The organism is Ensifer sp. GW823-FHT05D09 (assembly GCF_058795755.1).
In genome coordinates this window covers 119,053-142,117 of sequence record NZ_JBXAIA010000004.1, presented here as the reverse complement: position 1 = coordinate 142,117, position 23,065 = coordinate 119,053, and the positions used below count along the sequence as shown (strand labels likewise).

At 62.9% G+C, this 23,065-nt stretch carries 15 protein-coding genes; 14 read left to right on the top strand and 1 reads right to left on the bottom strand.

The features are described from left to right. Position 1: 1 nt before the first annotated feature. The 4 genes from AC1Q80_RS14810 to AC1Q80_RS14795 all read left to right on the top strand — a co-directional run bounded on the left by AC1Q80_RS14810 (position 2) and on the right by AC1Q80_RS14795 (position 3,953). Positions 2 to 1,369 (top strand): aminotransferase family protein, encoded by a 1,368-nt coding sequence (locus AC1Q80_RS14810; protein WP_492360894.1) that lies wholly within the window; start codon positions 2 to 4, stop codon positions 1,367 to 1,369. Between the two features lie 10 nt (positions 1,370 to 1,379). Next, positions 1,380 to 2,327 carry a 3,5-dioxohexanoate:acetyl-CoA acetone transferase gene (gene kce, locus AC1Q80_RS14805; protein WP_492360893.1) on the top strand — a complete coding sequence of 316 codons (948 nt, stop codon included), beginning with the start codon at positions 1,380 to 1,382 and terminating at the stop codon, positions 2,325 to 2,327. A 150-nt stretch (positions 2,328 to 2,477) separates the two neighbouring features. Beyond that, a complete protein-coding gene (locus AC1Q80_RS14800) occupies positions 2,478 to 2,891 on the top strand; it encodes a GNAT family N-acetyltransferase (RefSeq protein ID WP_209792566.1) in 414 nt (137 codons plus the stop codon). Between the two features lie 30 nt (positions 2,892 to 2,921). Continuing rightward, the gene (locus AC1Q80_RS14795) at positions 2,922 to 3,953 is read left to right on the top strand and encodes a histone deacetylase family protein (protein ID WP_492360892.1); all 1,032 of its coding nucleotides are present in this window, start codon (positions 2,922 to 2,924) and stop codon (positions 3,951 to 3,953) included. Between the two features lie 36 nt (positions 3,954 to 3,989). Here AC1Q80_RS14795 and AC1Q80_RS14790 read toward each other — a convergent pair whose 3' ends face one another. Further along, a complete protein-coding gene (locus tag AC1Q80_RS14790) occupies positions 3,990 to 4,940 on the bottom strand; it encodes a LysR substrate-binding domain-containing protein (protein ID WP_492360891.1) in 951 nt (316 codons plus the stop codon). Positions 4,941 to 5,200: 260 nt separating this feature from the next. Between AC1Q80_RS14790 and AC1Q80_RS14785 the strand changes: the two genes are divergently transcribed. From AC1Q80_RS14785 to AC1Q80_RS14740, 10 genes are all read left to right on the top strand, one after another. After that, positions 5,201 to 11,140, top strand: coding sequence for a cadherin-like domain-containing protein (locus tag AC1Q80_RS14785; protein ID WP_492360890.1), 5,940 nt, complete (start codon positions 5,201 to 5,203; stop codon positions 11,138 to 11,140). Between the two features lie 127 nt (positions 11,141 to 11,267). Further along, positions 11,268 to 13,019 carry a type I secretion system permease/ATPase gene (locus tag AC1Q80_RS14780; RefSeq protein WP_492360889.1) on the top strand — a complete coding sequence of 584 codons (1,752 nt, stop codon included), beginning with the start codon at positions 11,268 to 11,270 and terminating at the stop codon, positions 13,017 to 13,019. Positions 13,020 to 13,021: 2 nt separating this feature from the next. Next, positions 13,022 to 14,326 carry an HlyD family type I secretion periplasmic adaptor subunit gene (locus AC1Q80_RS14775; protein WP_209792569.1) on the top strand — a complete coding sequence of 435 codons (1,305 nt, stop codon included), beginning with the start codon at positions 13,022 to 13,024 and terminating at the stop codon, positions 14,324 to 14,326. A gap of 451 nt (positions 14,327 to 14,777) precedes the next feature. Further along, positions 14,778 to 16,340 (top strand): ABC transporter substrate-binding protein, encoded by a 1,563-nt coding sequence (locus tag AC1Q80_RS14770; protein WP_492360888.1) that lies wholly within the window; start codon positions 14,778 to 14,780, stop codon positions 16,338 to 16,340. Between the two features lie 59 nt (positions 16,341 to 16,399). Further along, positions 16,400 to 17,371 (top strand): ABC transporter permease, encoded by a 972-nt coding sequence (locus AC1Q80_RS14765; protein WP_173422142.1) that lies wholly within the window; start codon positions 16,400 to 16,402, stop codon positions 17,369 to 17,371. A gap of 10 nt (positions 17,372 to 17,381) precedes the next feature. Beyond that, a complete protein-coding gene (locus AC1Q80_RS14760; protein WP_492360887.1) occupies positions 17,382 to 18,332 on the top strand; it encodes an ABC transporter permease in 951 nt (316 codons plus the stop codon). Positions 18,333 to 18,335: 3 nt separating this feature from the next. Then, positions 18,336 to 19,529: an amidohydrolase family protein gene (locus tag AC1Q80_RS14755; RefSeq protein ID WP_492361076.1), complete on the top strand. Its 1,194-nt coding sequence runs from the start codon at positions 18,336 to 18,338 to the stop codon at positions 19,527 to 19,529. Next, positions 19,526 to 21,016: an amidohydrolase family protein gene (locus AC1Q80_RS14750; RefSeq protein ID WP_492360886.1), complete on the top strand. Its 1,491-nt coding sequence runs from the start codon at positions 19,526 to 19,528 to the stop codon at positions 21,014 to 21,016. The genes AC1Q80_RS14755 and AC1Q80_RS14750 overlap by 4 nt, the downstream gene beginning before the upstream one ends. Then, positions 21,009 to 21,995 carry an ABC transporter ATP-binding protein gene (locus tag AC1Q80_RS14745; RefSeq protein WP_176356346.1) on the top strand — a complete coding sequence of 329 codons (987 nt, stop codon included), beginning with the start codon at positions 21,009 to 21,011 and terminating at the stop codon, positions 21,993 to 21,995. Before AC1Q80_RS14750 ends, AC1Q80_RS14745 begins: the two co-directional genes overlap by 8 nt. Continuing rightward, positions 21,992 to 22,984 (top strand): ABC transporter ATP-binding protein, encoded by a 993-nt coding sequence (locus AC1Q80_RS14740; RefSeq protein WP_492360885.1) that lies wholly within the window; start codon positions 21,992 to 21,994, stop codon positions 22,982 to 22,984. The genes AC1Q80_RS14745 and AC1Q80_RS14740 overlap by 4 nt, the downstream gene beginning before the upstream one ends. Positions 22,985 to 23,065 lie beyond the last annotated feature (81 nt).

Here is a 23,065-nt window from a genome sequence, read left to right as displayed (position 1 = left end):
CATGCTCAAGACGACAGCTTCCAACGAACGGCCCGCTTCACACCTGTTCTACCAGTCGCGTCTGCGTCGGCCGTTGGTCGACCGGGCAGAGGGGATCTATCTCTGGGACCAGGATGGCCGCCGGGTGATCGACGGCTCCAGCGGTGCGATGGTGGTCAATATCGGCCATGGCAATCGCAATGTACTCGAGGCGATGAAGCGGCAGATGGATCGCGTCACCTTCGCCTATCGCCTTCACTTCGAAAACGAACCGGCCGAAGAGTTGGCACGCCGCGCCGCCGAAAAGCTGCCCGAAGGCATGGACAAGATCTTCTTCGTCTCCGGCGGGTCGGAGGCGGTCGAATCCTGCTTGAAACTCGCCCGCCAATGGGCGGTCGCCACCGGCCAGAAGGATCGCTGGAAGGTGATTTCGCGCTTTCCGTCCTACCACGGTGGCACGCTCGGCGCGCTGGCGGTCACCGGCTATGCGGCGCTCTCCGATCCGTTTTCCCCGATGATGCGCGAAATGCCGAAGGTCCCGGCACCGACCGCCTATCTCGATCGTGACAACCTGACGATGGAACAGCGCGGGATCAAATATGCCGACATGCTGGAAGACAGTATCCAGTCCGAAGGCCCTGACAGCGTGCTTGCCTTCATCATGGAGCCGATCGGCGGCGCCTCGACCGGTGCGCTGGTGGCGCCCGACAGCTACTATCGGCGCATCCGCGAAATCTGTGACAAGTACGGCATCCTCCTGATCCATGACGAGGTCATGAGTGGGGCCGGCCGCACCGGTAAATTCCTCGGCGGCGACCATTGGGACTGCAAGCCTGACCTGATCGCGCTGTCGAAGGGCTTTGCCTCCGGCTACTGCCCGCTCGGCGCCATGGCAGCACCCTCGAGGCTGGTCCAGCCGGTGCTTGACGCCGGTGGATTCCAGCATGGCTTCACCTATGCCGGCAATCCGCTTGCCTGCGCTGCCGGTCTTGCTGTGCTGGACGAAATCGACCGCCTCGGGCTCGTCGACAATGCGGCTGTCATGGGCGACGCCCTCAAGGCCGAACTCGTTGCGCTTTCCGAGCGCTTCCCGTTCATCGGTGACGTCAGGGGCAAGGGGCTGCTGCTTGCCGCGGAGTTCGTCTCGGACCGTGAGACGATGAAGCCTTTGCCTAGGGAATTGAACGCGCATCAACGGGTCGTCGATCTCGCCTACGAGCGCGGGCTGATCATCTATTCACGCCGCACCCGCGGCGGCGTCGAGGGCGACCATTTCCTGGTCTGCCCGCCCATGATCATCACGCGGGAGCAGATCGGCGAGATCGTCGCCATCCTCGGCGACGTGCTCGAACAGCTCGCCGCCGAGCTTAACCTTCCCGTCAACCGCTGAGATCGACACCATGACGAAAACCAAGACGTCGCGCAGGAAGGTCATCATCACCTGCGCGGTGACGGGCTCGGTGCATACGCCGACCATGTCGCCCCATCTACCTGTTACCCCGGACCAGATCGCCTCGGAGGCGATAGCGGCGGCCGAGGCCGGCGCCTCGATCCTGCATCTTCACGCAAGAAACCCGGTGGACGGTCGTCCGTCGGCAGACCCTTCGCTGTTCATGCAGTTCCTGCCACGCATCAAACAATCGACCGACGCCGTCATTAACATCTCCACCGGCGGCTCGTCGCTGATGGCACTGGAGGATCGCCTGGCGGCGTCCTTGCGCGCCGAGCCGGAGATGTGTTCGCTGAACATGGGCTCAATGAACTTCGCCCTGTTCCCGGCGCTGGACAAGCCTACGGAATGGAAGCACGCCTGGGAGCCGGAACTGCTGGAGGCGACGCGAAGCTCGATCTTCAAGAACACCTTCGCCGACATGGAGTTCATCCTCACCCGGCTTGGTCATAGATGCGGGACGCGCTTCGAGTTCGAATGCTACGATGTCGGTCACCTCTACTCGCTGGCACATTTCCGTGATCGTGGGCTGGTTTCCGGCCATCTGTTCATCCAGTTCGTCTTCGGAATCCTGGGCGGTATCGGCGCCGATCCGGAGAACCTGACGCATATGAAGCGCATCGCCGACAAGCTCTTCGGCGACGACTACTCCTTCTCGGTGCTGGCCGCTGGCCGACACCAGATGCCGATGATCACCATGGCAGCGGCGATGGGCGGTAATGTCCGGGTGGGGCTGGAAGACAGCCTCTACAATGGCCGCGGGCAGCTTGCGACCAGCAATGCCGAACAGGTTCACCGTATTCGCACCGTGCTCGACGCCTTGTCGCTGGAGGTTGCCACCCCTAAGGAAGCACGTGAACTTCTCGACCTCAAGGGTGGAGATCAGGTGGCATTCTGACGCCGAGGCGCGGGCAAGCTCGCCTACGGCCTTTGGCCGTCAGCATCTAAGGGGAAGACTGTGACGACAACCCAGAGCTTGACTGCGGATATCCGGATTCGCATCGGTGAAATCGGCGACGCGGACACGATACATCGCGCGATCCTGGCCATGGGCCGCGGGCTCGACATGGCGGGCAAGGTGACCTGCACGGCTGACGACTATCGCCATTTCGGCTTCGGCCCAGACGCCGCCTTTGGCAGTCTGATTGCCGAGGTGGATGGAGGTTTTGCCGGCCTTTGCCTGTTCTTTCCGATCTTCTCGACCTGGCGCGGGAGGCCGGGGGTCTTCGTGCAGGATCTCTATGTCGACGATCGTTTTCGCGGCCTCGGGATCGGCGAGCGCTTGCTGCGGGATGTTGCGGCCTGGTCGAAGGCGAGGGGCGGGGACTATCTGCGGCTGGAAGTCGACGTTGAGAACATGGCCGCGCAGCGCCTTTACGAGCGGCTCGGCATCACCTGGCAGACGAAAGATCGCGCGCACGCTGCCTATGGCGAGGCCTTCGCAGCACTCGCCGGAAAATGAAAGCCTGAAGACGCAGGAAATGGAGAGAGCATGAAAGCCTTCTACGCACAGGAACAGAAGCGACACGATCCGAAGGCTTTCCTTTCGAGCGGCGCACCGCAGCCGAACCCGGAGCAGCCCGAACGGGTCGAGCGATTGCTCACAGGCGCCCGCGATGCCGGGTGCACCATCCTTCGGCCCGGCGATCACGGTCTCGGTCCGATCGCTGCCGTGCACACGCCGGAATATCTCGACTTCCTGGAGCATATCTACGCCCGCTGGCAGAAGATCGCCGAGGCCTCGGACGAGGTGATCCCGAACATCCATCCGCTCGCCCGCAATGGCCGGTACCCGGCGTCGGCCGTAGGGCAGGCCGGCTATCACATGGCCGACACCGCGTGCCCGATCTCGGGAGAAACCTGGGATAGCGTGCGCTGGAGCGCCTGGAGCGCGGTCGATGCGGCAGACGCGGTCATGTCGGGTGACCGCGCCGCCTATGCACTCTGCCGGCCCCCCGGTCATCATGCCTTTGCCGATGTTGCCGGCGGCTTCTGCTTCCTCAACAATTCCGCCGTCGCCGCGCAACGCTTCCTCTCAAACGCGGCCCGCGTCGTGGTCCTCGACATCGACCTGCACCACGGCAACGGTACGCAGGGCATCTTCTACCAGCGATCCGATGTGCTGACGGTGTCGATCCACGCGGATCCCGTGCGGTTCTATCCGTTCTTCTGGGGGCATGCCGACGAGCGCGGCGAGGGGCCGGGCCTCGGTTACAATCTCAACCTCCCGCTCGAGCGCAAGTCCGGCGACGCCGAGTTCCTGGCAGCTCTCGATGTCGCCTTCCGCCGCATCCGTGCCTACGCGCCGGACGCGCTCGTCGTCGCGCTCGGCCTCGATGCCTTCGAGGGCGACCCCTTCGGCGGCCTGTCCGTGTCGACGCCAGGCTTTGCAAGGATTGGTGAGGCGGTCGCCGGCCTGGGTCTGCCGACGGCCATCATTCAGGAAGGTGGCTACCTCTGCGATGCGCTGTCCGACAATCTGACATCCTTCCTGACAGGCTTCGGCACTGCCGCGAAGCTCTGAGGCTGACGTTACGTTAGGGGTTCGGTGTCGGCTAACCTATTGCGTTAGCAATGATGCCGATGCATTTGTTTTACCCATGGTTTTCCCGCGATGCGCCGGCAGATGGAACGTCTCTCCGGCGTCGGGCAGCAGTCGGCTAGCCTCGTCGATGAAACCGCGGATCAGCGGCAGATGGCGACGCTCGGCGAGGCAGATCGCGTATTCGTCGATGACCTCTTTGGCGTCGTCGATCGGTACGAAGGAAAGCCTGGCATCGTGGCCGAACTCGAGGTCGGCGACCACCCCGAAGCCAACACCATTGGCGATGGCCTCGCGCACGCCTTCGCGCGAGGAGATCTCGACCAGCTGATGGATTGAGATGCCGTGGTCGCCAAGGTTCTTCTCGAAGATTTCGCGGGTGCGCGAGCCGCGCTCGCGCATGACGAAGGAGAGGCCTTCGAGGTCCTTCATCGTGACGCCGTCGCGCGCTGCCAACGGATGGGATGACGGCACGCACAGGCCGAGCCGCATGCTCAGGAAGTGCACGCCGTGCAGACGCGGATCATTGGGGATCTGCGCGGTGATCGCCACGTCTGCGCGATAGTCGATGATCTGGTCGATGACGCGGGCGGAGTTGTCGACAGCAAGCGAAAAGGTCAGTTTCGGCCGATCGTTCTTCAACCGCGAGAGGATCGGCAGCGCCAGGATGGGGCCGTCGGCCGCAACGCGCAGATGCCCGCCATTCAGACCGGCTTCTCCCCGCAGAAAAGCATTCGCCTCCTTTTCCGCCTGGAACAGCCGCGAGGTGATCTCGAAGAGGCGCTCGCCATGCGCGCTGAGGCTGACGCCGCGGGCCTTTCGATCGAGCAGGTTCTGGCCGCAATCCGCCTCCAATTCCCGCACGTGCTGCGACAGGGTCGACTGGCTGATCGCCATGTCGCGGGCGGCTTGGGAGAAGCCGCCGGACAGGGCGACGATGTGAAACGCTTTCAATTGGGTAATCGACATTGCTTCCGGTTCTGTTGTCACGCGGGAGCCTGTTGGATCCGCGCCGGCATCATTGTCGGAAAAGCTGACAGGCACATGACACTTCGCCTCGCCAGTCTGCCAGGCCATCCGGCGACGGACGAAACCGATGGCAGCCATCGGAAAACGCTATGGCCGTTTTACGTTTTGTTAAGCAACTGTCATCTGCGCGGTAAGCGTGGCGGCTAACGGTGACGCACGGCCAAGAGCCGATCCCGTTCACCTTTAGAGAGAAAGCCGACATGACTTCCTCCCCCAATTCGATTGCGACGCCGATCCAATCTTCCTCCGATTGGCTCCTTAATATTCCCCGCGTGCAGGCCCAGCAGGGCATTCTCGTATCGCCCGGCGGCACAGGTAATGTTTCGTCCTATAGCCTCGTTTACGACGTCTATTTCCCGTCCGCCGGCTCCAGCGGCTGGATCCCGTTCCTGCAGACGGATGTCACCAACACGTCTGACGGCGATATCTTCGGCAAGGTCGGCGGCGAAAGCTTCGGCCTCGGCATCAACAGCGACTATCGCGGCTCTGCCAAGCTCGATGCCTGGAACCGCATTGGTCTCACGATCGACAAGGACGCCAGCGGCGGCGTCTCGATGAAGAAATATATCAACGGTGACTTTGTCGCCGAACAGAAGATGACGGGTTCGCTTGCCGCCCGCTTCACCATCGACAAGGCCAAGGGCTTCCTGATCTTCGCGGACGAAGACGGTGAAACCTCCTCCGGCTACCTCAGCAATTTCCTCTTCATCGAAAAGGTTCTGACCGGTTCGGAGCTCTCGGCGCTCGGCAATGCCAAGCCGGAAGGCATCGTTCCCGATGCACTGAAGGGCGATGCGCTGTCGTCCAACGGCACTGAGTTTCGTTTCGGCGAGGGCTCGACCACGCCGGCATTCGGTCAGGGTTCCCTCAGCGGCCAAGGCACGACCGTGTCGACGACGACGCCGGGATCGGCGGGTATTCCGGCCGTTGGCCAGGACACGACGAACCCCAATCCAGGCTCCGTCGTCAAGACCTTGGCCATCAAGGATATGATGGTCACGCCGGATGCGGCCAATGTGACGATTGACCTGTCGCAGCATTTCTCGGGCGAAAACCTGACCTTCACAGTGCAGAACAGCAAGGGCGAAGTACTCAATGCCGTTCTGACCAATGGCAACAAGTTGGTGCTGGATTTTGCTGCCCTCGGCCATTCCGACATCCGCGTCACGGCAATCGACACTGCCGGTCACGTTGTCACCGACGATTTCCGCGTCCGCGTCGCCGGTGCGAACGCCTATACGATCGCCGTGTTCCCGGACACGCAGGACTACACCTCCAACGATGGAATCAAGCATTTCTTCGGCGACATGACGCAGTGGCTGGTCGACAATCGCCAGAGCCACAACATCGTCTTCATGACCCATGTCGGCGACATCACCCAGAACAACCTTTCCGGCCAGTGGGACATCGCTGAAGCGGCCCTTCGCAAGCTCGACGGCAAGATCCCCTACGCGCTTCTGCCGGGCAACCATGACCAGGCGAACGGCGGCAATGCCGCAGACCACTCGTCGATCCATCTCGATCAGCGCTTCTCGCCGGACAAACAGACGGCGACCAATCCGGGCACCTTCGGCGGCGCCTATGATCAGGAACTGATGAGCGCCCGCAACACCTACAGCACGTTCACCGCGCCCGATGGCACCAAGTGGCTGTCGATCTCGCTCGAATTCGGTCCCCGCGACGACGTGATCCGTTGGGCAGGTGACGTCATCGAGGCCCATCCCGATTATCGCGTCATGCTCGCCACCCACTCGCTGACGAGCTATGCCGGCCGGCAGGACAATCTGGCCCTTCCGCTCTATGACGAAGGTGCCGGCTACGACTACGGCATGCGCACCGACCAGCGCGGCGCCAATGACGGCGAATATGTTTCGCGCGAACTGCTCGCCCGCTACCCCAACATCGTCATGACTTTCTCCGGTCACATCTTCGGCGATGGCGCCGAGACCGACATCACCTACAACCAGTACGGCGAGCCGGTGTTCCAGTTCCTGGTCAACTACCAGAATGGCGTGTCGCGCGAGATCACCGGCAACGGCAACGAGGCCAAGGGCAACAATGGCGGCAACGGCGCCATCCGGCTGATCACCATCGACCCCGACAACAACCGCATTTCCACCGAAACCTATTTCACCGGCTTTGACGACTACCTCGACGGCTTCCGCACCAAGCCGGAACTCGATCGTGATGGCCTGACCGGCTATTACCGCGGCCACCAGGAAGTTTTTGAGAACATCGACGTCAGCGGCGGCAAGGCCCGTGCCATGGCCGAAGCCGGCGACGACATCATCGCCGATGCCTTGGCCGGCGCCTCGTCCGCCAATGTCGCGCTTTCAGGCGCCAAGTCGCTGCTGCCGGCCAGCGTCAAGAGCTGGGTCTGGACCAACGAAAACGGCGATGTGGTGGCTGAAGGCAAGGACGCCAGGGCCGAACTCGAACTTGGCAAGCACAAGCTGACGCTGACCACGACCGACTTCAACGGCGTCAAGACGAGCGACACGGTAGACGTCATCGTCCGCGGCGACCGCACGCTGCTGGTCGAGACCTTCAATGACGGCAACGCCAATGGCTGGGCGACCGATATCGGGGCTGCCAACGGCAACACCGGCAACTTCCTGCTCAAGGGAACGGTCTTCTCACGCCCGACCGGAGCAACCGGCCTTGCGGCACCTGAAGCAGCACTCTTCGATCAGAGCGATGCCGCCCGCAACAAGCTGGTCTTCGTCGGCGAAGGCTCGTCCACCTGGACGGATTACGTCTTCGAGGCATCGCTGACGCAGCTCGACAACGACACGATCGGCGTTCTCTTCTACTACAAGGATGCCAACAACCACTACCGCTTCACGCTCGATGGCGAGACCAATCGTCGTCAATTGGTCAAGGTTGCCAATGGCGTAGAGACCATCCTTGCATCGGTGAATGAAGGTTCGCCCTACAACATGGAAATTCCGCTGACGGTTGCGGTCACCGGCGGCGTCATCAACATCTTCCTCGGTGACAAGAATGTCTTTGCCGGACCGGTCACCGATGCCAATGCACCGCTGACCGGCGGCACCGTCGGCCTCTATTCCAGCGGTCAGCGCGCTTCGGTCTTCGACGACATCGTCGTCACCAGGGCGGACACGACGGCAAAAGCCGGCATCGACCAGCGAACCTACGACATCGACGGCGACGGTAAGGTTTTGGTCAAGCTCGATGCCTCCGGCTCGTTCGGCCCGAAGCAGCTGGTCGACTATGTCTGGACCGACCTTGCCGGCAACGTCATCGCCAATGGCAAGACCGCCAACGTCAATCTCGACACCGGCGTCAACAAGTTGCTGCTCAAGGTGACGGCGGTGGACGGCTCGGTTTCGACCGACCGTGTCGACATCACCGTCGTCGACCGCAGCAAGATTCTGGTTGCAGAAGACTTCTCGTCGCCGCAGTCCCTGTCGCGCTTCAACATCGTCGATGAGGGCGAGCTTGGCGGGATCGGACCGGATGGAAAGGCCTCCGAATGGCTGCTTGCCGACGGCAAGCTGGTGCAGACGACCGGGCTTGCGAGCCGCGAGCTGACATGGAGCGGCGCAACGGCATCGGATCTGTGGAAGCGCGGATGGAGCCCGCTTGGCGACGGTGTCAACGTGCTTCGTCTCGGCACCTACGCCCTGTTCAAGGATCCGGCAGCCCTTGCCTGGACCGACTATGCCGTCGAGGCGACGATCCAGACGCCGGATAAGGACGGCCTCGGCTTCCTGTTCCGCTACAAGGACAACAAGAACTACTACAAGCTCGAGCTCGATGCCGATGGCATCCTCGATCGCAGCCCCGGCAATGGCGCCGGCAGCATCTTCAACCTCGTGCGCATGAAGAACGGGGTCGAGGAAATCCTTGCGCAGGTTCCGGGCAAGTATGAGCCGGGCCAGGCGATGAAGCTGCGCGTCGAAGTCGTCGGCGACAAGATCACCGCCTTCCTCAACGATGAGGCGCTGTTCGCCTATCCGGTCGGCGACCGTGGTCTCGATGCCGGTACCTTCGGTCTCTATTCCTGGGGCAATGCCGGGCTGTCCTTCGACGATCTGACGGTCGTCGATTTGAAGTCGGGCCTCGAAGGCGGCCAGGTGATCAACGGCACCAATGCCCGTGACATGCTGGTCGGTGGTGAAGTCGGCGAGACGATCTATGGCCTTGGCGGCAACGACACGCTCATCGGCAACGGCGGCGACGATCGCCTCGATGGCGGCGACGGCGACGATACGCTGTTGGGCGGCGCCGGACGTGACGCGCTTGCCGGTGGCAAGGGCAACGACGTGCTGATGGGCGGCGAGGGAGCCGACATCATCGCCGGCGGTCTCGGTGACGACGTGATCGAAGGTGGCGCCGGCAACGACGTGCTGATCGGCGGCGACGGTTCCGATACCTACGTCTACGGGCGTGGCGAAGGCTCCGACGAGATCGTCGAAACGGCTACGGCGTCGGGCGACAGCGACGTTCTCGTCCTGCACGACATCGCCCGCGGCGAGGCGGTCCTGCACAAATACGGCGAAGCCGTTGAGGTCGAGTTCGCCAATGGCGAAAAGCTGACCCTGAAGGGCCAGCTGGCAGGCGGCGGCGTCGAACTCCTCACCTTTGCCGACGGCACGGTCATGAACCGGACAGCCATCGCCAATGGCCTCGTCAACCGTGGCCCGGTTGCCGTTGGCGACACGCTCGCCGCGATCGATGAAGACGCACCGTCCTTCGTCATCCCGTTTGCGAGCCTGCTCGCCAACGACAGCGATGCCGATCTCGATCAGCTGAAGGTGACCAGCGTCACCTCGGTCGTCGGTGGTGCAGCCACCGTCGAGGAGGGCGGCATCCGCTTCACGCCTTCCGCCAACTTCAACGGCGAAGCCTCCTTCCGCTATCAGATTTCCGATGGTCGCGGCGGGTCCAGCGAGGCAAGCGCCACCTTCACCGTCAAGCCGGTCAACGATGCACCCGTTGCGTCGCCCGTTGCCGTCGAGACGAACGAAGACACGTCGGTCAGCGGCACGGTCACGGCGACGGATGTCGATGGCGACACACTTGCCTACGCCGTCAAGACGGGGGCGGGGTCGGCCAATGGCAGCGTTACAGTCGACGGCAGGTCCGGCGCCTGGACCTATACGCCGAACGCCAATGTCAACGGAACGGACAGCTTCACCGTCGTCGTGTCCGACGGCAAGGGAGGAAGCAGCGAAAGCACCGTCAGCGTCACGATCAAGCCGGTGAACGATGCACCGGTGACGGTCGCCGACACAGGAACTGTTGCCGAGAACGAGACCGCTACATTCGACCTCGTTGGCAACGATACGGATGTCGAGGGCGACCGGCTGACGCTCGTCGGCTTCGCGGTCACGGCCGTCACTGGCTTGGCGCTGACGAATGCTCAGGCTGCTGCCGCCTTCTCGATCATCGATGGCAAGCTCGTCGCCGATCCGTCCTCCGCCTTCCAGGCGCTGGAAGACGAGCAGGCTGCCACGGTTACCGTCACCTACACGGTGCGTGACGCCCAGGGTGGGGAATCGACCGGCACGGCCACGATCAAGATCGACGGCTACACGGAGTACAACGTCGTCGAAGGCACCGACGGCAACGACACGCTGGTCGCCACCGACGGCAAGGACATGATCGAAGCCGGCAGCGGCAACGACACGGTGCTCGCAGGCGATGGCAACGACATGGTCGATGCCGGTGCAGGTAATGACCGGGTGGTCGCCGGCGACGGCAACGACGTGGTCGAAGGCGGGGCCGGCAACGATGTCCTGATGGGCGGGGCCGGCAATGACGTGCTCAGCGGTGGCTCCGGCAACGATCAGCTGAACGGGGGTGCGGGCAACGACACGCTGAACGGCGGTACGGGCAATGACGTGCTGACGGGTGGTGCGGGTGCCGACACCTTCTTGTTTGCGGCCGGCGACGGTCGCGACGTGGTGCTGGACTTCCAGGCCGGCGCTGAAGGGCAGGATGTGGTCGTGCTGTCGAAGGATGTGTTTGCCGACTACCAGGCGCTCCTGTCTTCTGGCGCATTCACCGACGGTGACGCTGGTGCCCAGATCGCGTTCGATGACGGCTCCTCCATCACCTTCAATGGTGTGAAAACGGAAAACTTCGTCATCGACGACTTCCGCTTCGCCTAACCAAAGCGAGGGGCGCACCTTCCGGTGCGCCCTTTTTTTTGCGCGGCATCGGCTTCAGCCATCTCAAGCATGTCATCGCTTTGTGATGCCTGCCTGTTACCGCCGCGATCTCAACGGATCAGGGACCATGCGCGACAGTTCATCCAATAGAAATTCCAGCCAGTTCAAGGGCGTATTCGCCGGTTGCGCCAGCGCCTTCGTCGGCATCGGCCTGATGAGTGCCGTCGTCAATGTGCTCTACCTCACCGGATCGCTCTTCATGATGGAAGTGTACGATCGTGTGCTCCCGAGCCGGAGCCTGCCGACGCTGGTCGCCCTTCTCGCCATCGTCGTCGTGCTCTACGCTTTTCAAGGGTTGTTCGACGCGCTACGGGGCAGGCTGCTGGTACGCATCGCCGATCGGCTCGACCAGGCCCTTTCGCCAAGGATCTACGATGCGATCGTCGGGCTGCAGATGCAGGCACCGATCAGCGCTCGCTATGCTCAGCCGCTGCGCGATCTCGATACCATCCGGGCCTTTCTGTCCGGCAGCGGGCCGACAGCGCTCTTCGATCTGCCTTGGCTGCCCTTCTATATTGCCATCTGCTTCGCCTTCCATTTCTGGCTGGGTGTCACCGCGCTCGCCGGCGCCATCATCCTGGCCGCCATCACCTTGCTGACGGAACTCGTTTCACAACGGCCGGTCGAAGAGGCTGCCCGCCATTCCTCCAAGCGCAATCGCATGGCCGAGAGCGGCCGCCGTAACGCCGACGTGATCTCGGTCATGGGCATGGGGCCGCATCTGAGGAGCCGCTGGCAGGAGGAGAACCGTGCTTTCACCCGCGAGCAGCGCCGGGCAAGCGATGTCTCCTCGGGCTTCGGCGTGTTGAGCAAGGTGCTGCGCATGATGCTGCAGTCCGGCATTCTTGCGGTCGGCGCCTGGCTCGTCATCAACGAGCAGGCGACGCCCGGGATCATCATCGCCGGCTCGATCCTGTCTGCCCGGGCGCTGGCGCCGGTGGATCTGGCGATCGCCAACTGGAAGGGTTTCATTGGCGCGCGCCAAAGCCGACGCCGGCTGCAGAAGACGCTGCCGCTTTTGCCGGATGCAGCCGATCGCATGGATCTGCCTGCGCCCCGTCACGCTCTTTCCGTCGACCGCGTCAGCGCCCTTCCACCGGAAACAACCGAGGCTGTCTTGCAGGACGTCACCTTCACGCTGGAGGCAGGCACTGGGCTCGGCGTCATCGGCGCCAGCGGCTCCGGCAAGAGCTCGCTTGCGCGACTGCTCGTCGGCATCTGGCGGCCGGCGCGCGGTGCAATCCGCCTCGATGGCGCGACGCCCGACCAATGGCCGGCGGCGGCGCTTGCCCGCCATATCGGTTACATGCCGCAGTCGATCGAATTGCTCGACGGCACCATCGCCGAGAATATCGCTTCGTTCGATCCGGATGCTGAGCCCGACGCCATCATCGCGGCCGCCCGCGCAGCCCGAGTGCACGATCTGATCGTCAGTCTGCCCGAGGGCTATTCCACCGAAGTCGGTGAAAATGGCCGCCCGCTTTCCGCCGGTCAAAAGCAACGCATCGCGCTTGCGCGTGCGCTCTACCGCGACCCGTTCGTCGTCATTCTCGACGAGCCGAATTCGAACCTCGATTCCGAAGGTGAGGAGGCGCTGACGTCGGCGATCCTCGGTATCCGCGAGCGCGGCGGCATCGTCGTCGTCATCGCTCACCGCCCGAGTGCGCTGCTTGCGGTCGACAAGGTGTTGATGCTTGCCGCCGGCCGCCAGCAGGCCTTTGGACCGAAGGACGAAGTTCTCTCGAAGGTCCTGAGGCAGGCATCCGCCAATCCGGGTGCGCTCAAGGTGGTGCAATCCGCAGAAGCAGCAAAGGCATGAACATGGACGATTGGCAGACACTCAGACGTTCGATCCGCACCCATCTGATTGTGGGCGCCCTCGGATTTGCCATATTGGTTGGGCTCTTCGGCGGTTGGGCGATCGGCACGGAAATCGTCGGAGCGGTTATCGCTCAAGGCTCAGTCGTGGTCGAGAGCAGCCTGAAGAAGGTTCAGCACCCGGTTGGCGGCGTCGTCAGCGAGCTGATGGTGCGCGACGGCGACCGGGTCAAGGCGGGGGATGTCGTCATGCGTATCGACGCGACGATGACCAGGGCCAATCTGGCGATCATCCTCAAGAGCCTCGACCAGTTCGCAGCTCGAAAGGCGCGGCTTGAAAGCGAGCGCGACCATTCGGAGAATGTTGCCTTCCCAGAGACATTGCTGTCGCGCGCCGGAGATCCCGAAGTGGCGGCGATGATGCATGCCGAACAGCGGCTCTATGAAAGCCGCCGGGATGTGCGCGAGAGCAAGAAGCGGCAACTGGAGCGGCGCGTCCAGCAGTTGAACGAGGAGATCCGCGGAATGGAGGCCGAGCGCACTGCCAGCAGCCGCGAGCGGGTTCTCATCAACGAGGAACTCGGTCGCTACACGTTTCTGCACGACAAGGGGTTGATGGAAAAGAGCCGGCTCAGCACGCTCGAGCGCCAGGCAACCGATATCGACGGCGAGATGGGCAGGCTGCTCGCGGGGGTGGCTGGCGTGCACGAGAAGATCGCCGAGACATCGCTGCAGATCATCCAGGTCGACGAGCAATGGGCCGAAGAGGTCGGAACGGATTTGCGGGAAATGGACGCCCGGATCGGCGAGTATGTCGAGCGCAAGGTGGCGGCGGAAGATCAGCTGAAGCGGGTCGATATCGTCGCGCCGCAGAACGGCATCGTTCACCAGCTCGCCGTTCATACCGTTGGCGGTGTGGTCGCTCCCGGCGAGCCGATCATGATGATCGTGCCGGATATCGACAAGCTCGTCGTCGAGGCCAGGGTTGCGCCGCAGGACATCGACCAGATCTATTCCGGGCAGAAGGCGATCCTGCGTTTCTCCGCCTTCAGCCAGAAGACGACGCCGGAGATCTCCGGTGCTATCGAACGGGTGTCGGCTGACGTGTCGGTCGACCAGCGAACCGGTGCGAGCTTCTACGTCGCGCGCATCGCGATCACGCCTGAAGAGATAGAGAGGCTTGGCAACGTCGCGCTGATGCCGGGCATGCCGGTCGAAACGTTCATTACCACCGGCGAGCGCAGTGTTGCGTCGTACTTCATCAAGCCGCTGATGGACCAGGTCAGCCGGGCATTCCGCGAGAGCTGATCCGCCTCGTTTCGCGATAGATCCCTTGCTGCCAGCGAAAATGCAGCCCGTCCCATCCGGTCTTTCGACCGTGGCGGGGCGGGCTGTTTTGGTGTGCGAGGAGCAATGTTGCAGCCGAAGCCCAACGGACTTCGGCCCGCATACGGTTCGTCTTGAACCCGCTGAAATCGGTTGATCGTGTCTCCCAAGGCATGGATCTGCTTCAGTAACTGAGCAATCGTCCGGCTGCTCACGCCAGGATTGCAAGCTGGCGGCGGTTCAAAGCCACTGATTTCGTGTGGTTTTCCCCCTGAAAATTAAGTTTGCCAATTCTTGCCAACATAATTGTCGACAAAATAGTTGACATTAGCGCCAACAACTTCAAATCTAGCGTCGTCAGCCTCCAGCGATCGAAGGATCGTGGACCGACCGGATCGGCACGGCGACGAATGGGAAAAACAGAGGGAACCACATGAAACTGAGAAAGCATCTCCTCGCGGGGTTGGCATTCGCCTTTCTCGCCTCCACGGCACAGGCCGAAACGCTGCGCTGGGGCAGCCCGCGGGATATCTTCTCGCTTGATCCGTATTCCTACGGCAGCACGTCGAACCTCGCCTTCCTCAATCACGTCTATGAAGGCCTGACCCGCTACACGCCCGAGTTCGTCGTCGAGCCGGCACTTGCCACCAAGTGGGAACTGGTCTCCGAAAAGGTCTGGCGCTTCCATCTGCGCAAGGGCGTAAAATTCCAGAACGGCGCCGATTTCACCGCCGATGACGTCGTCGCCTCGATGGCCCGTGTCAGTCACCCGACATCGCCGCTGCGCGGCAACATTCCGGCCTATGTCTCCACCACGAAGGTGGACGACTACACGGTCGACATCGAAGTGAACTCCCCGAGCCCGCTGTTCCTCAACGACATGACCAACATCTTCATGTTCGACAAGGACTGGCTGGTCGAGAACAAGTCCGAACTGCCGACCGATGTCGGCGGCAAGGTCGAAGGCTACACCACCTATCACACCAACGGCACTGGCCCTTTCATCGTCGAATCGCGCGTGCCCGACAGCAAGACAGTGCTGGTCAAGAACAACGGCTGGTGGGATACGCCGAAGCACAATCTCGACCGCATCGAATTCACCCCGATCACCTCGGCTGCGACCCGCGTCGCTGCACTCCTGTCTGGCGAGATTGACCTCACCGACGGCGCACCTGTCCAGGACCTAGACCGGCTGAAGAGTGACCCGAACATCAAGGTTGTCGAGCGCTCCGACCTGCGCACGATCCACCTCGTCTTCAACCGCAAGGAGAAGCTCAACGACGGCCGTGACAACTTCTTCAACGACATCAAGGTCCGCCAGGCGATCGATCATGCGATCGACCGTCAGTTGATCTTCAAGCGCGTCATGCGCGGCAAGTCGCACATCGCCGGCACCATGGTCGCGCCGGAGATCCCGGGCTACAGCGCCGAGCTCGATGTGCCGACCGCCTACGATCCTGAACTGTCGAAGAAGCTTCTCGAAGAAGCCGGCGCCGTCGGAACCGAGTTCACGCTCGTCTGCATGAACGACGAGAGCGTCAACGAGGAAGACGTCTGCAGCGCGCTCGTGTCCATGCTGTCGCGCGTTGGCCTGAAGCCGACGCTCGATATCGGTCCGCGCGCCGTTCAGGCTCCCAAGCGCGCCGGCGGCAAGTCCGACGCCTACATGATCGGCTGGGCCAACGAGCCGACGCTCGATGCCTACTCGCTGCTGATCCAGGTGCTTTCGTCCCGCGAGGGTGCGGCCGGCGTCGCCAACTACGGCGGCTGGTCCTATCCCGAACTCGACGCCATGGTGAAGAAGGCCGCCGTTGAAATGGATCGCGACAAGCGCCTAGCCATCGAGACCGAAGCGCTGAAGTTTGCCAAGGATCAGGTCATCATGATCCCGTTGCATCAGCAGCCGATGGCCTGGGCGATGTCCAAGGAAGTGACCGACGTCACCATCCGCGCCGACAACAAGCCGCGCCACTGGCTGACCCGTATCGGCGATTGAGCCCACATTGCCCCGGCAGAGCTTGCTCTGTCGGGGTTTCTCACTGAGCGGGAAACCCAATGATTGTCTTTCTGATCAAGCGGCTGGCCAATGCCGTGCTGGTCATGCTTGCCGTCGCGCTGATGGCCTTCATGATCTTTCGTTTCGCCGGCGACCCGGTCGAACTGATGGCCAACGAACAGATGTCGCAGGCCGATCGTCTCGAACTGCGTGAAAAGCTCGGCCTGAACGATCCATTCGTCACCCAGTATGTGCGCTTCGTCGTCAATGCGGCACAGGGTGATTTCGGCATCAGCTATCGAAACGGCCAGGACGTGATGACGCTGATCGCCGAACGGTTCCCGGCGACCATCGAGCTCGCACTGGTGGCCACGGCCCTGTCGCTCCTGATCGGCATTCCGCTCGGTGTTCTCACGGCAATCCATCGCGGCCGCTGGTATTCGGAGGGCCTGCAATTCGTCAGCATCATCGGCGTCTCGCTTCCAAGCTTCGTCGTCGGCATCCTGCTGATCCTCGTCTTTGCCGTCTCGCTTGGTCTGGTGCCGGCCTTCGGCCGCGGCGACGTCGTGCAGATCGGCTGGTGGAGCACGGGCTTGCTGACCGCATCGGGACGCGCTTCCCTGCTGCTGCCGTCCTTTGCACTGGCTCTCTACCAGATCACCCTCGTCATGCGGCTCGTTCGGGCCGAGATGATGGAAGTGCTGCGTTCGGACTTCGTCAAATTCGCCCGCGCCCGTGGCGTGCCGCGGTGGCGGATCTATTTCCGCCACGCGCTTCGCAACTGTCTGATGCCGGTCGTCACCATGACGGCAATGAATGTCGGCTCGCTGATCGCCTTCGCACTGATCACCGAAACCGTGTTTCAGTGGCCGGGCATGGGCATGCTGTTCATCCAGGCGGTGACCTTCCTCGATATTCCGGTGATGGCAGGTTACCTGTGCATCGTCTCCTTCATCTTCGTCACGCTGAACACGCTGGTCGATATCGCCTATGCGGTCATCGATCCCCGTCTTCGCGATGCCACACGCTGAGGCCGCCCCCATGACTGACCAGGCTCAGGAAACACCCCCGACAGCCAAGATCGGCCGGCTCGCACGCTGGCGCCAGAGCGATCTCTGGTGGTCCTTTACCCGCAGCCCGTCGGCAATCGCCGGCGCGCTGATCCTCACGATCCTCATTCTCGCGGCGCTTGCCGCACCGTTGATCTCGCCGCAGAACCCGTTCGATCCGGCACAGCTTGACCTGTGGAACTCGGAACTGCCGCCGATCTGGCAGGCTGATGGCCAGTGGCCGTTCATCCTCGGCACCGACACCCAGGGCCGCGACATGCTGTCGGCCATCCTCTACGGTTCGCGCATCTCGATCCTGATCGGGGTCTGTTCGGTGATCCTGTCGCTGACCGTCGGTCTCAGCCTCGGTCTCGTCGCCGGTTATTTCGGCGGCATCGTCGACAACATCCTGATGCGTATCGGCGACGTGCTGCTGTCGATCCCGACGATCCTGATCGCCATTCTCGTCAGTGCAGTTGCTCGCCAGATGCTGCCGCCCGAACTGCGCGACGTCGGCTCGGCAGCGGTTCTCGTGCTGGCGATCACGCTCAGCGCCTGGGTGCAGTATGCCCGCACGGTGCGCGCCCAGACCATCGTCGAGCGCGGCAAGGAGTATGTGCAGGCGGCCCGCCTCCTGAAGACGCCGGCGCGGCGCATCATGCTCAACCATATCCTGCCGAACACGCTGACGCCGATCATGGTCGCCGCCACGTTGAACTTCGGCATGGCGATCCTGACGGAAGCGACACTCTCCTTCCTCGGCATCGGCATGCCGCCGAGCCAGCCGAGCCTTGGAACGCTGATCCGGCTGGGCAACCAGTTCCTGTTCTCCGGCGTCTGGTGGGTCGTTCTGTTCCCGGTCCTGCAGCTTTGCCTTCTCGTCGTCTCGGTCAACCTTCTGGGTGACTGGCTGCGCGACGCTCTCAATCCGAAACTGAGGTGAATGATGTCCAATCTTCTGATCCGTAACGTCCGTCCGAGCGGCGGCACACCGACGGATATCCTGATCCGCGACGGCAAGATTGAAGCGATCGGCCAAAACCTTCAGGCCGAGGGCGTGGCGGTCGAGGATGGCCTTGGCCACATCGCCATTCCCGGCCTGGTCGAAGCCCATACCCATCTCGATAAGTCCGTCTGGGGCATGCCCTGGCACGAAAACGCCAAGGTGGCGACTCTGCGCGAGCGCATCGATTTCGAGCGCGAGAAGCGATTGGAGATCGGTATCGATCCGCATCGCCAGTCGATGCGCCAGGCGATCCAGCTCGCGGCAAACGGCGCCAGCCATATCCGCAGCCATGTGGATATCGATACCACCCACGGCTTGGCGCTGATGGAAGGCATCATCGAAACGCGCGAGGCGCTCGACGGCGTCATCGACATCGAGATCGTCGCCTTCCCGCAATCGGGTCTGGTGACGCGCCCCGGTACTGTGGAGCTTCTCGACAAGGCTCTGAGCAATGGCGCGGAAGTCCTTGGTGGTATTGACCCTTGTGGCATCGACCGTGACCCGAAGGGGCATCTTGATGCGGTCTTCGGTCTGGCGGAAAAACACGGAAAACCGATCGATATCCACCTGCACGAAGCCGGCGAACTCGGCGCCTTCAGCATGGAGATGATGTTCGAGCGTATTCGCGCGCTCGGCATGCAGGGCAAGGTGGCGATCAGCCACGCCTTTGCACTCGGCGCTCCGGACTATCTGCGTGTCGCTGGCCTGATCGAACAGATCGCCGAGCTCGACGTGCGCATTGTCACGACCGGTTCGCCGTCCTCGACGGTCCCGTCGATCATGCGCCTCAAGGACGCTGGCGTGAAGGTCGCGGCCGGTTGCGATGGCATTCGCGACACCTGGGGCCCGTGGGGCCAGCCCGACATGATGGACCGCGCACGCATTCTCGGCATGAAGAACGGCCTGCGGCGCGACGTCGATCTGGAGCATGCGCTTTACGTCTGCTCGACCGGCGGTGCCGATGTCATGGACATCGCCGGCTACGGCCTCGACGTCGGTTGCGACGCCGACTTCACCCTGCTTGCCGGCGAAACGCTCGCCCATGCCGTTGTCGAAGTTGCGCCGCGTCCGCTTGTGGTCAAGCGCGGCCGCGTCATCGCCCGCAATGGCGTCGCGGAGGTCGCCATCCCATGATCGATCTCAAGGATTTGAAACTCGGCGCGCGCGCCGACGGCCGCACGCTTCTGACGGCGCAATGGGTACTCGGTCATCGTGACGGCAGCCATCGCCTGATCCCGAACGGCGAGGTCGTTATCGAAGGCGGAGGCCTCACCTATGTCGGCCCGCGGTTCGAAGGCGAAGTCGCCCGCCGGATCGATTTTGGGGCTGCGATGATCAGCCCCGGCCTGATCGATCTCGATGCCCTGTCCGACCTCGACACGACGATCCTGGCTGTCGACCATCAGCCCGGTTGGGCCAAGGGCCGCGTGTGGCCGCGCTCCTATGTCGAGCGTGGTCCCTATGAGATGTACAGCCAGGAGGAGCTGGCGTTCCAGAAGCGCTTCTCCTTCGCCCAGCTGCTGCTGAACGGCATCACGACGGCCGCACCGATCGCATCGCTGTTCTACCGCGAATGGGGCGAGACGGTGGAAGAGTTCGCCGCCGCCTCGGACGCCGCCGGCGATCTCGGCCTTCGCGTCTATCTGAGCCCGGCCTACCGCTCGGGCGGCATGGTTCTGGAGGCGCCTGGACAGCTCGAGGCCGTCTTCGATGAGGCGAGGGGACTGCAAGGCCTCAACGACGCCATCGGGTTTATCCGTGATCACGATGGCCGTCATGGCGGCCTGGTGCGAGGGCTTCTGGCTCCTGACAGGGTCGAGACCTGCACCGATACGCTGCTGAGGAGAACAGCCGACGCTGCGCGCGATCTCGACTGCTCGATCCGGCTTCACGCCGCGCAAGGCACGATGGAGGTCGATACCGTCCGCCGCCTTCATGGCAAGACGGCGCCGGAGTGGATGGCGAGCCTCGGCTTCCTGAGTTCGCGGCTGATCGCGCCGCATGCCACGCAGGCAACGGCCACCGATCTCACGCTCTATGCCGACAATGGCGTCAGCATCGTGCATTGCCCGATGGTGTCGGCCCGCGGCGGCAGCACGCTCAACTCTTTCCGCTCGGTCAAGGAGCGCGGCATCAACATCGCCATGGGCACCGATACGACGCCACCGGATATGCTGATGAACCTGCTGATCGGGCTCATCACCTGCCGTGTCGTCGAGGGTGATACCGCGGCCGTCAGCTGTGCCGATCTCTTCGACGCCGCCACCCTCGGCGGCGCGAAGGCCCTGGGACGCAGCGATCTCGGGCGCCTCGAAGCGGGTGCCCGCGCCGATATCGCCGTCTTCGATCTGATGGATCATCATATGGCGCCAGCGATCGACCCGATCACGACACTGGTCGTCGGTGGATCCGGGCGTGTCACCAAGACGGTCTTCGTCGACGGCCGCCTCTCGATGCACGAAGGCAAGGTAGCCGGCTTCGACATGGATGCGGCCCGCCACCAGGCACAGCAGCAATTTGACAGGCTGATTGCGAAATACCCGGAGCGCAGCTGGGCGCACCCACCCATCAGCGAAATCTTCCCACCCAGCTATCCCTTGGAGGATCTCCGGCATGAGTGAACCTGTTACATCGCCGGTCCTCGACGTACGCGGACTGTGCGTCGAGTTTCCCGGACGGCATGGTACCGTTGCGGCACTGTCTGACGTTTCGCTCAGCATTCGCCCAGGTGAGATCCTGGGCGTGGTTGGCGAATCCGGTGCGGGCAAGTCGATGACCGGTCTTGCGGTCCAAGGCCTGCTCGAACCGCCGGGGCGGATTTCCGGCGGTGAGGTCTGGCTTTCGGGCCGCCGCATCGACCAGCTTTCCGACAAAGACATGCAGAGCGTGCGCGGCCGTCAGATCGGCGCGATCTTCCAGGATCCGCTGACGTCGCTGAACCCGCTCTTTACCGTCGGCGCACAATTGGTCGAGACGATCCGTCTTCACCTGAAGCTGTCGAAGCAGGGGGCGAAGGATCGCGCTATCCACCTGTTGAAGGAGGTCGGCATCCCGGCTCCGGAGGCCCGCTTCGATCACTATCCGCACCAGTTTTCGGGCGGGATGCGCCAGCGCGTGGTCATTGCTCTTGCACTCGCGGCCGAGCCGAAGCTGATCATCGCCGATGAGCCGACCACGGCGCTCGACGTCTCGATCCAGGCGCAGATCACCTCCTTGCTCCGTCGCCTCTGCGATGATCACGGCACGTCGGTCATGCTCGTGACCCACGACATGGGCGTCATTGCCGAGACCGCCGACCGTGTTGCGGTGATGTATGCGGGCCGCTTGGTCGAGATCGGCCCGGTGGAGGAAGTGCTGCGCAATGCGCGCCATCCCTATACCCGCGGGCTGATGGGATCGATCCCGGCGCTCGGCCGGCGCGTCGAGCGGCTGAACCAGATCGACGGCTCAATGCCACGTCTCAACGCCATCCCGCGCGGATGTGCCTTCAATCCGCGTTGTCCCGAAGCGGGGCGGCGCTGCCGTGAAGATCGTCCGGAGCCGACCCCGGTCGGCCACGGCGTCAGTGCTTGCTGGCTCAATGCAGGAGGAGTTCTATGAGTGACGCCCTGACCGTCAATGATCTGACGTGCAATTTCGATGTGTCAGCCCCGTGGCTGAACCGGGTACTGGAGCGCAAGCCGCGCCAGTTCGTACGGGCGGTGGACGACATCAGCTTCACCGTGCCGATGGGCGGTTGCCTGAGTCTCGTCGGAGAATCCGGCTGCGGCAAGTCGACGGTGGCTCGTCTTGTCACCGGCCTCTACCGCGCTTCCGAGGGCGAGGTTCGTTTTGCGCCAGGCCGCTCGGGTGAACCACTCTCGGCCCAGATGATCTTCCAGGATCCCTTCGCCAGCCTCAATCCGCGCTGGCGGGTGAAGAACATCATCGCCGAGCCGCTTCGCGAACTGAAGCTGCGCAATTCGGACGCCGAGGTGATGGAACGCGTTGGCGAGCTGCTGCGGATCGTCGGCCTTGCGCCTTCGGATGGTTCGAAGTTTCCGCATGAGTTTTCCGGCGGCCAGCGCCAGCGCATCTCGATTGCACGCGCGCTTGCCGGAGAACCGGAGTTCCTCGTCTGCGACGAGCCGACTTCGGCGCTCGACGTCTCGGTGCAGGCGCAGATCCTCAACCTGATGCGCAAGCTGCAGGACGAGATGGGGCTCACCTACCTTTTCATCAGCCACGACATGAGTGTGGTCCGTCATATGTCGGACCGGATCGCGGTGATGTATCTCGGCCGTATCGTCGAGGAGGCGGACACCGAGACGCTGTTTGCCAATCCGCGGCATCCCTACACGCGGCTGCTGCTGGAAACGATCCCTGACATCGCTGAGCCGAAGCGCCGGCGCAGCATTACGGCAAGCGAAGTGCCGAGCCCGCTCAACCCGCCGTCGGGCTGCACCTTCCATCCGCGTTGTCCGCTCGCCGACGCCCGCTGCAAGAGCGAGCGCCCGGCGATGCGAAGCTTTGCCGACGGCTCGCGCGCAGCATGCCACCGCGTCGAGGAAGCTGCTGCTGCAACGACAAAGGCGACGCAGGCCGCTTAAGCCGACCGCCATAGACAGAACGAGAAAAGCTCCGGAGGGATTTTCCTCCGGAGCTTTTTGTTTTCAGAGGTTTGCTGCCGT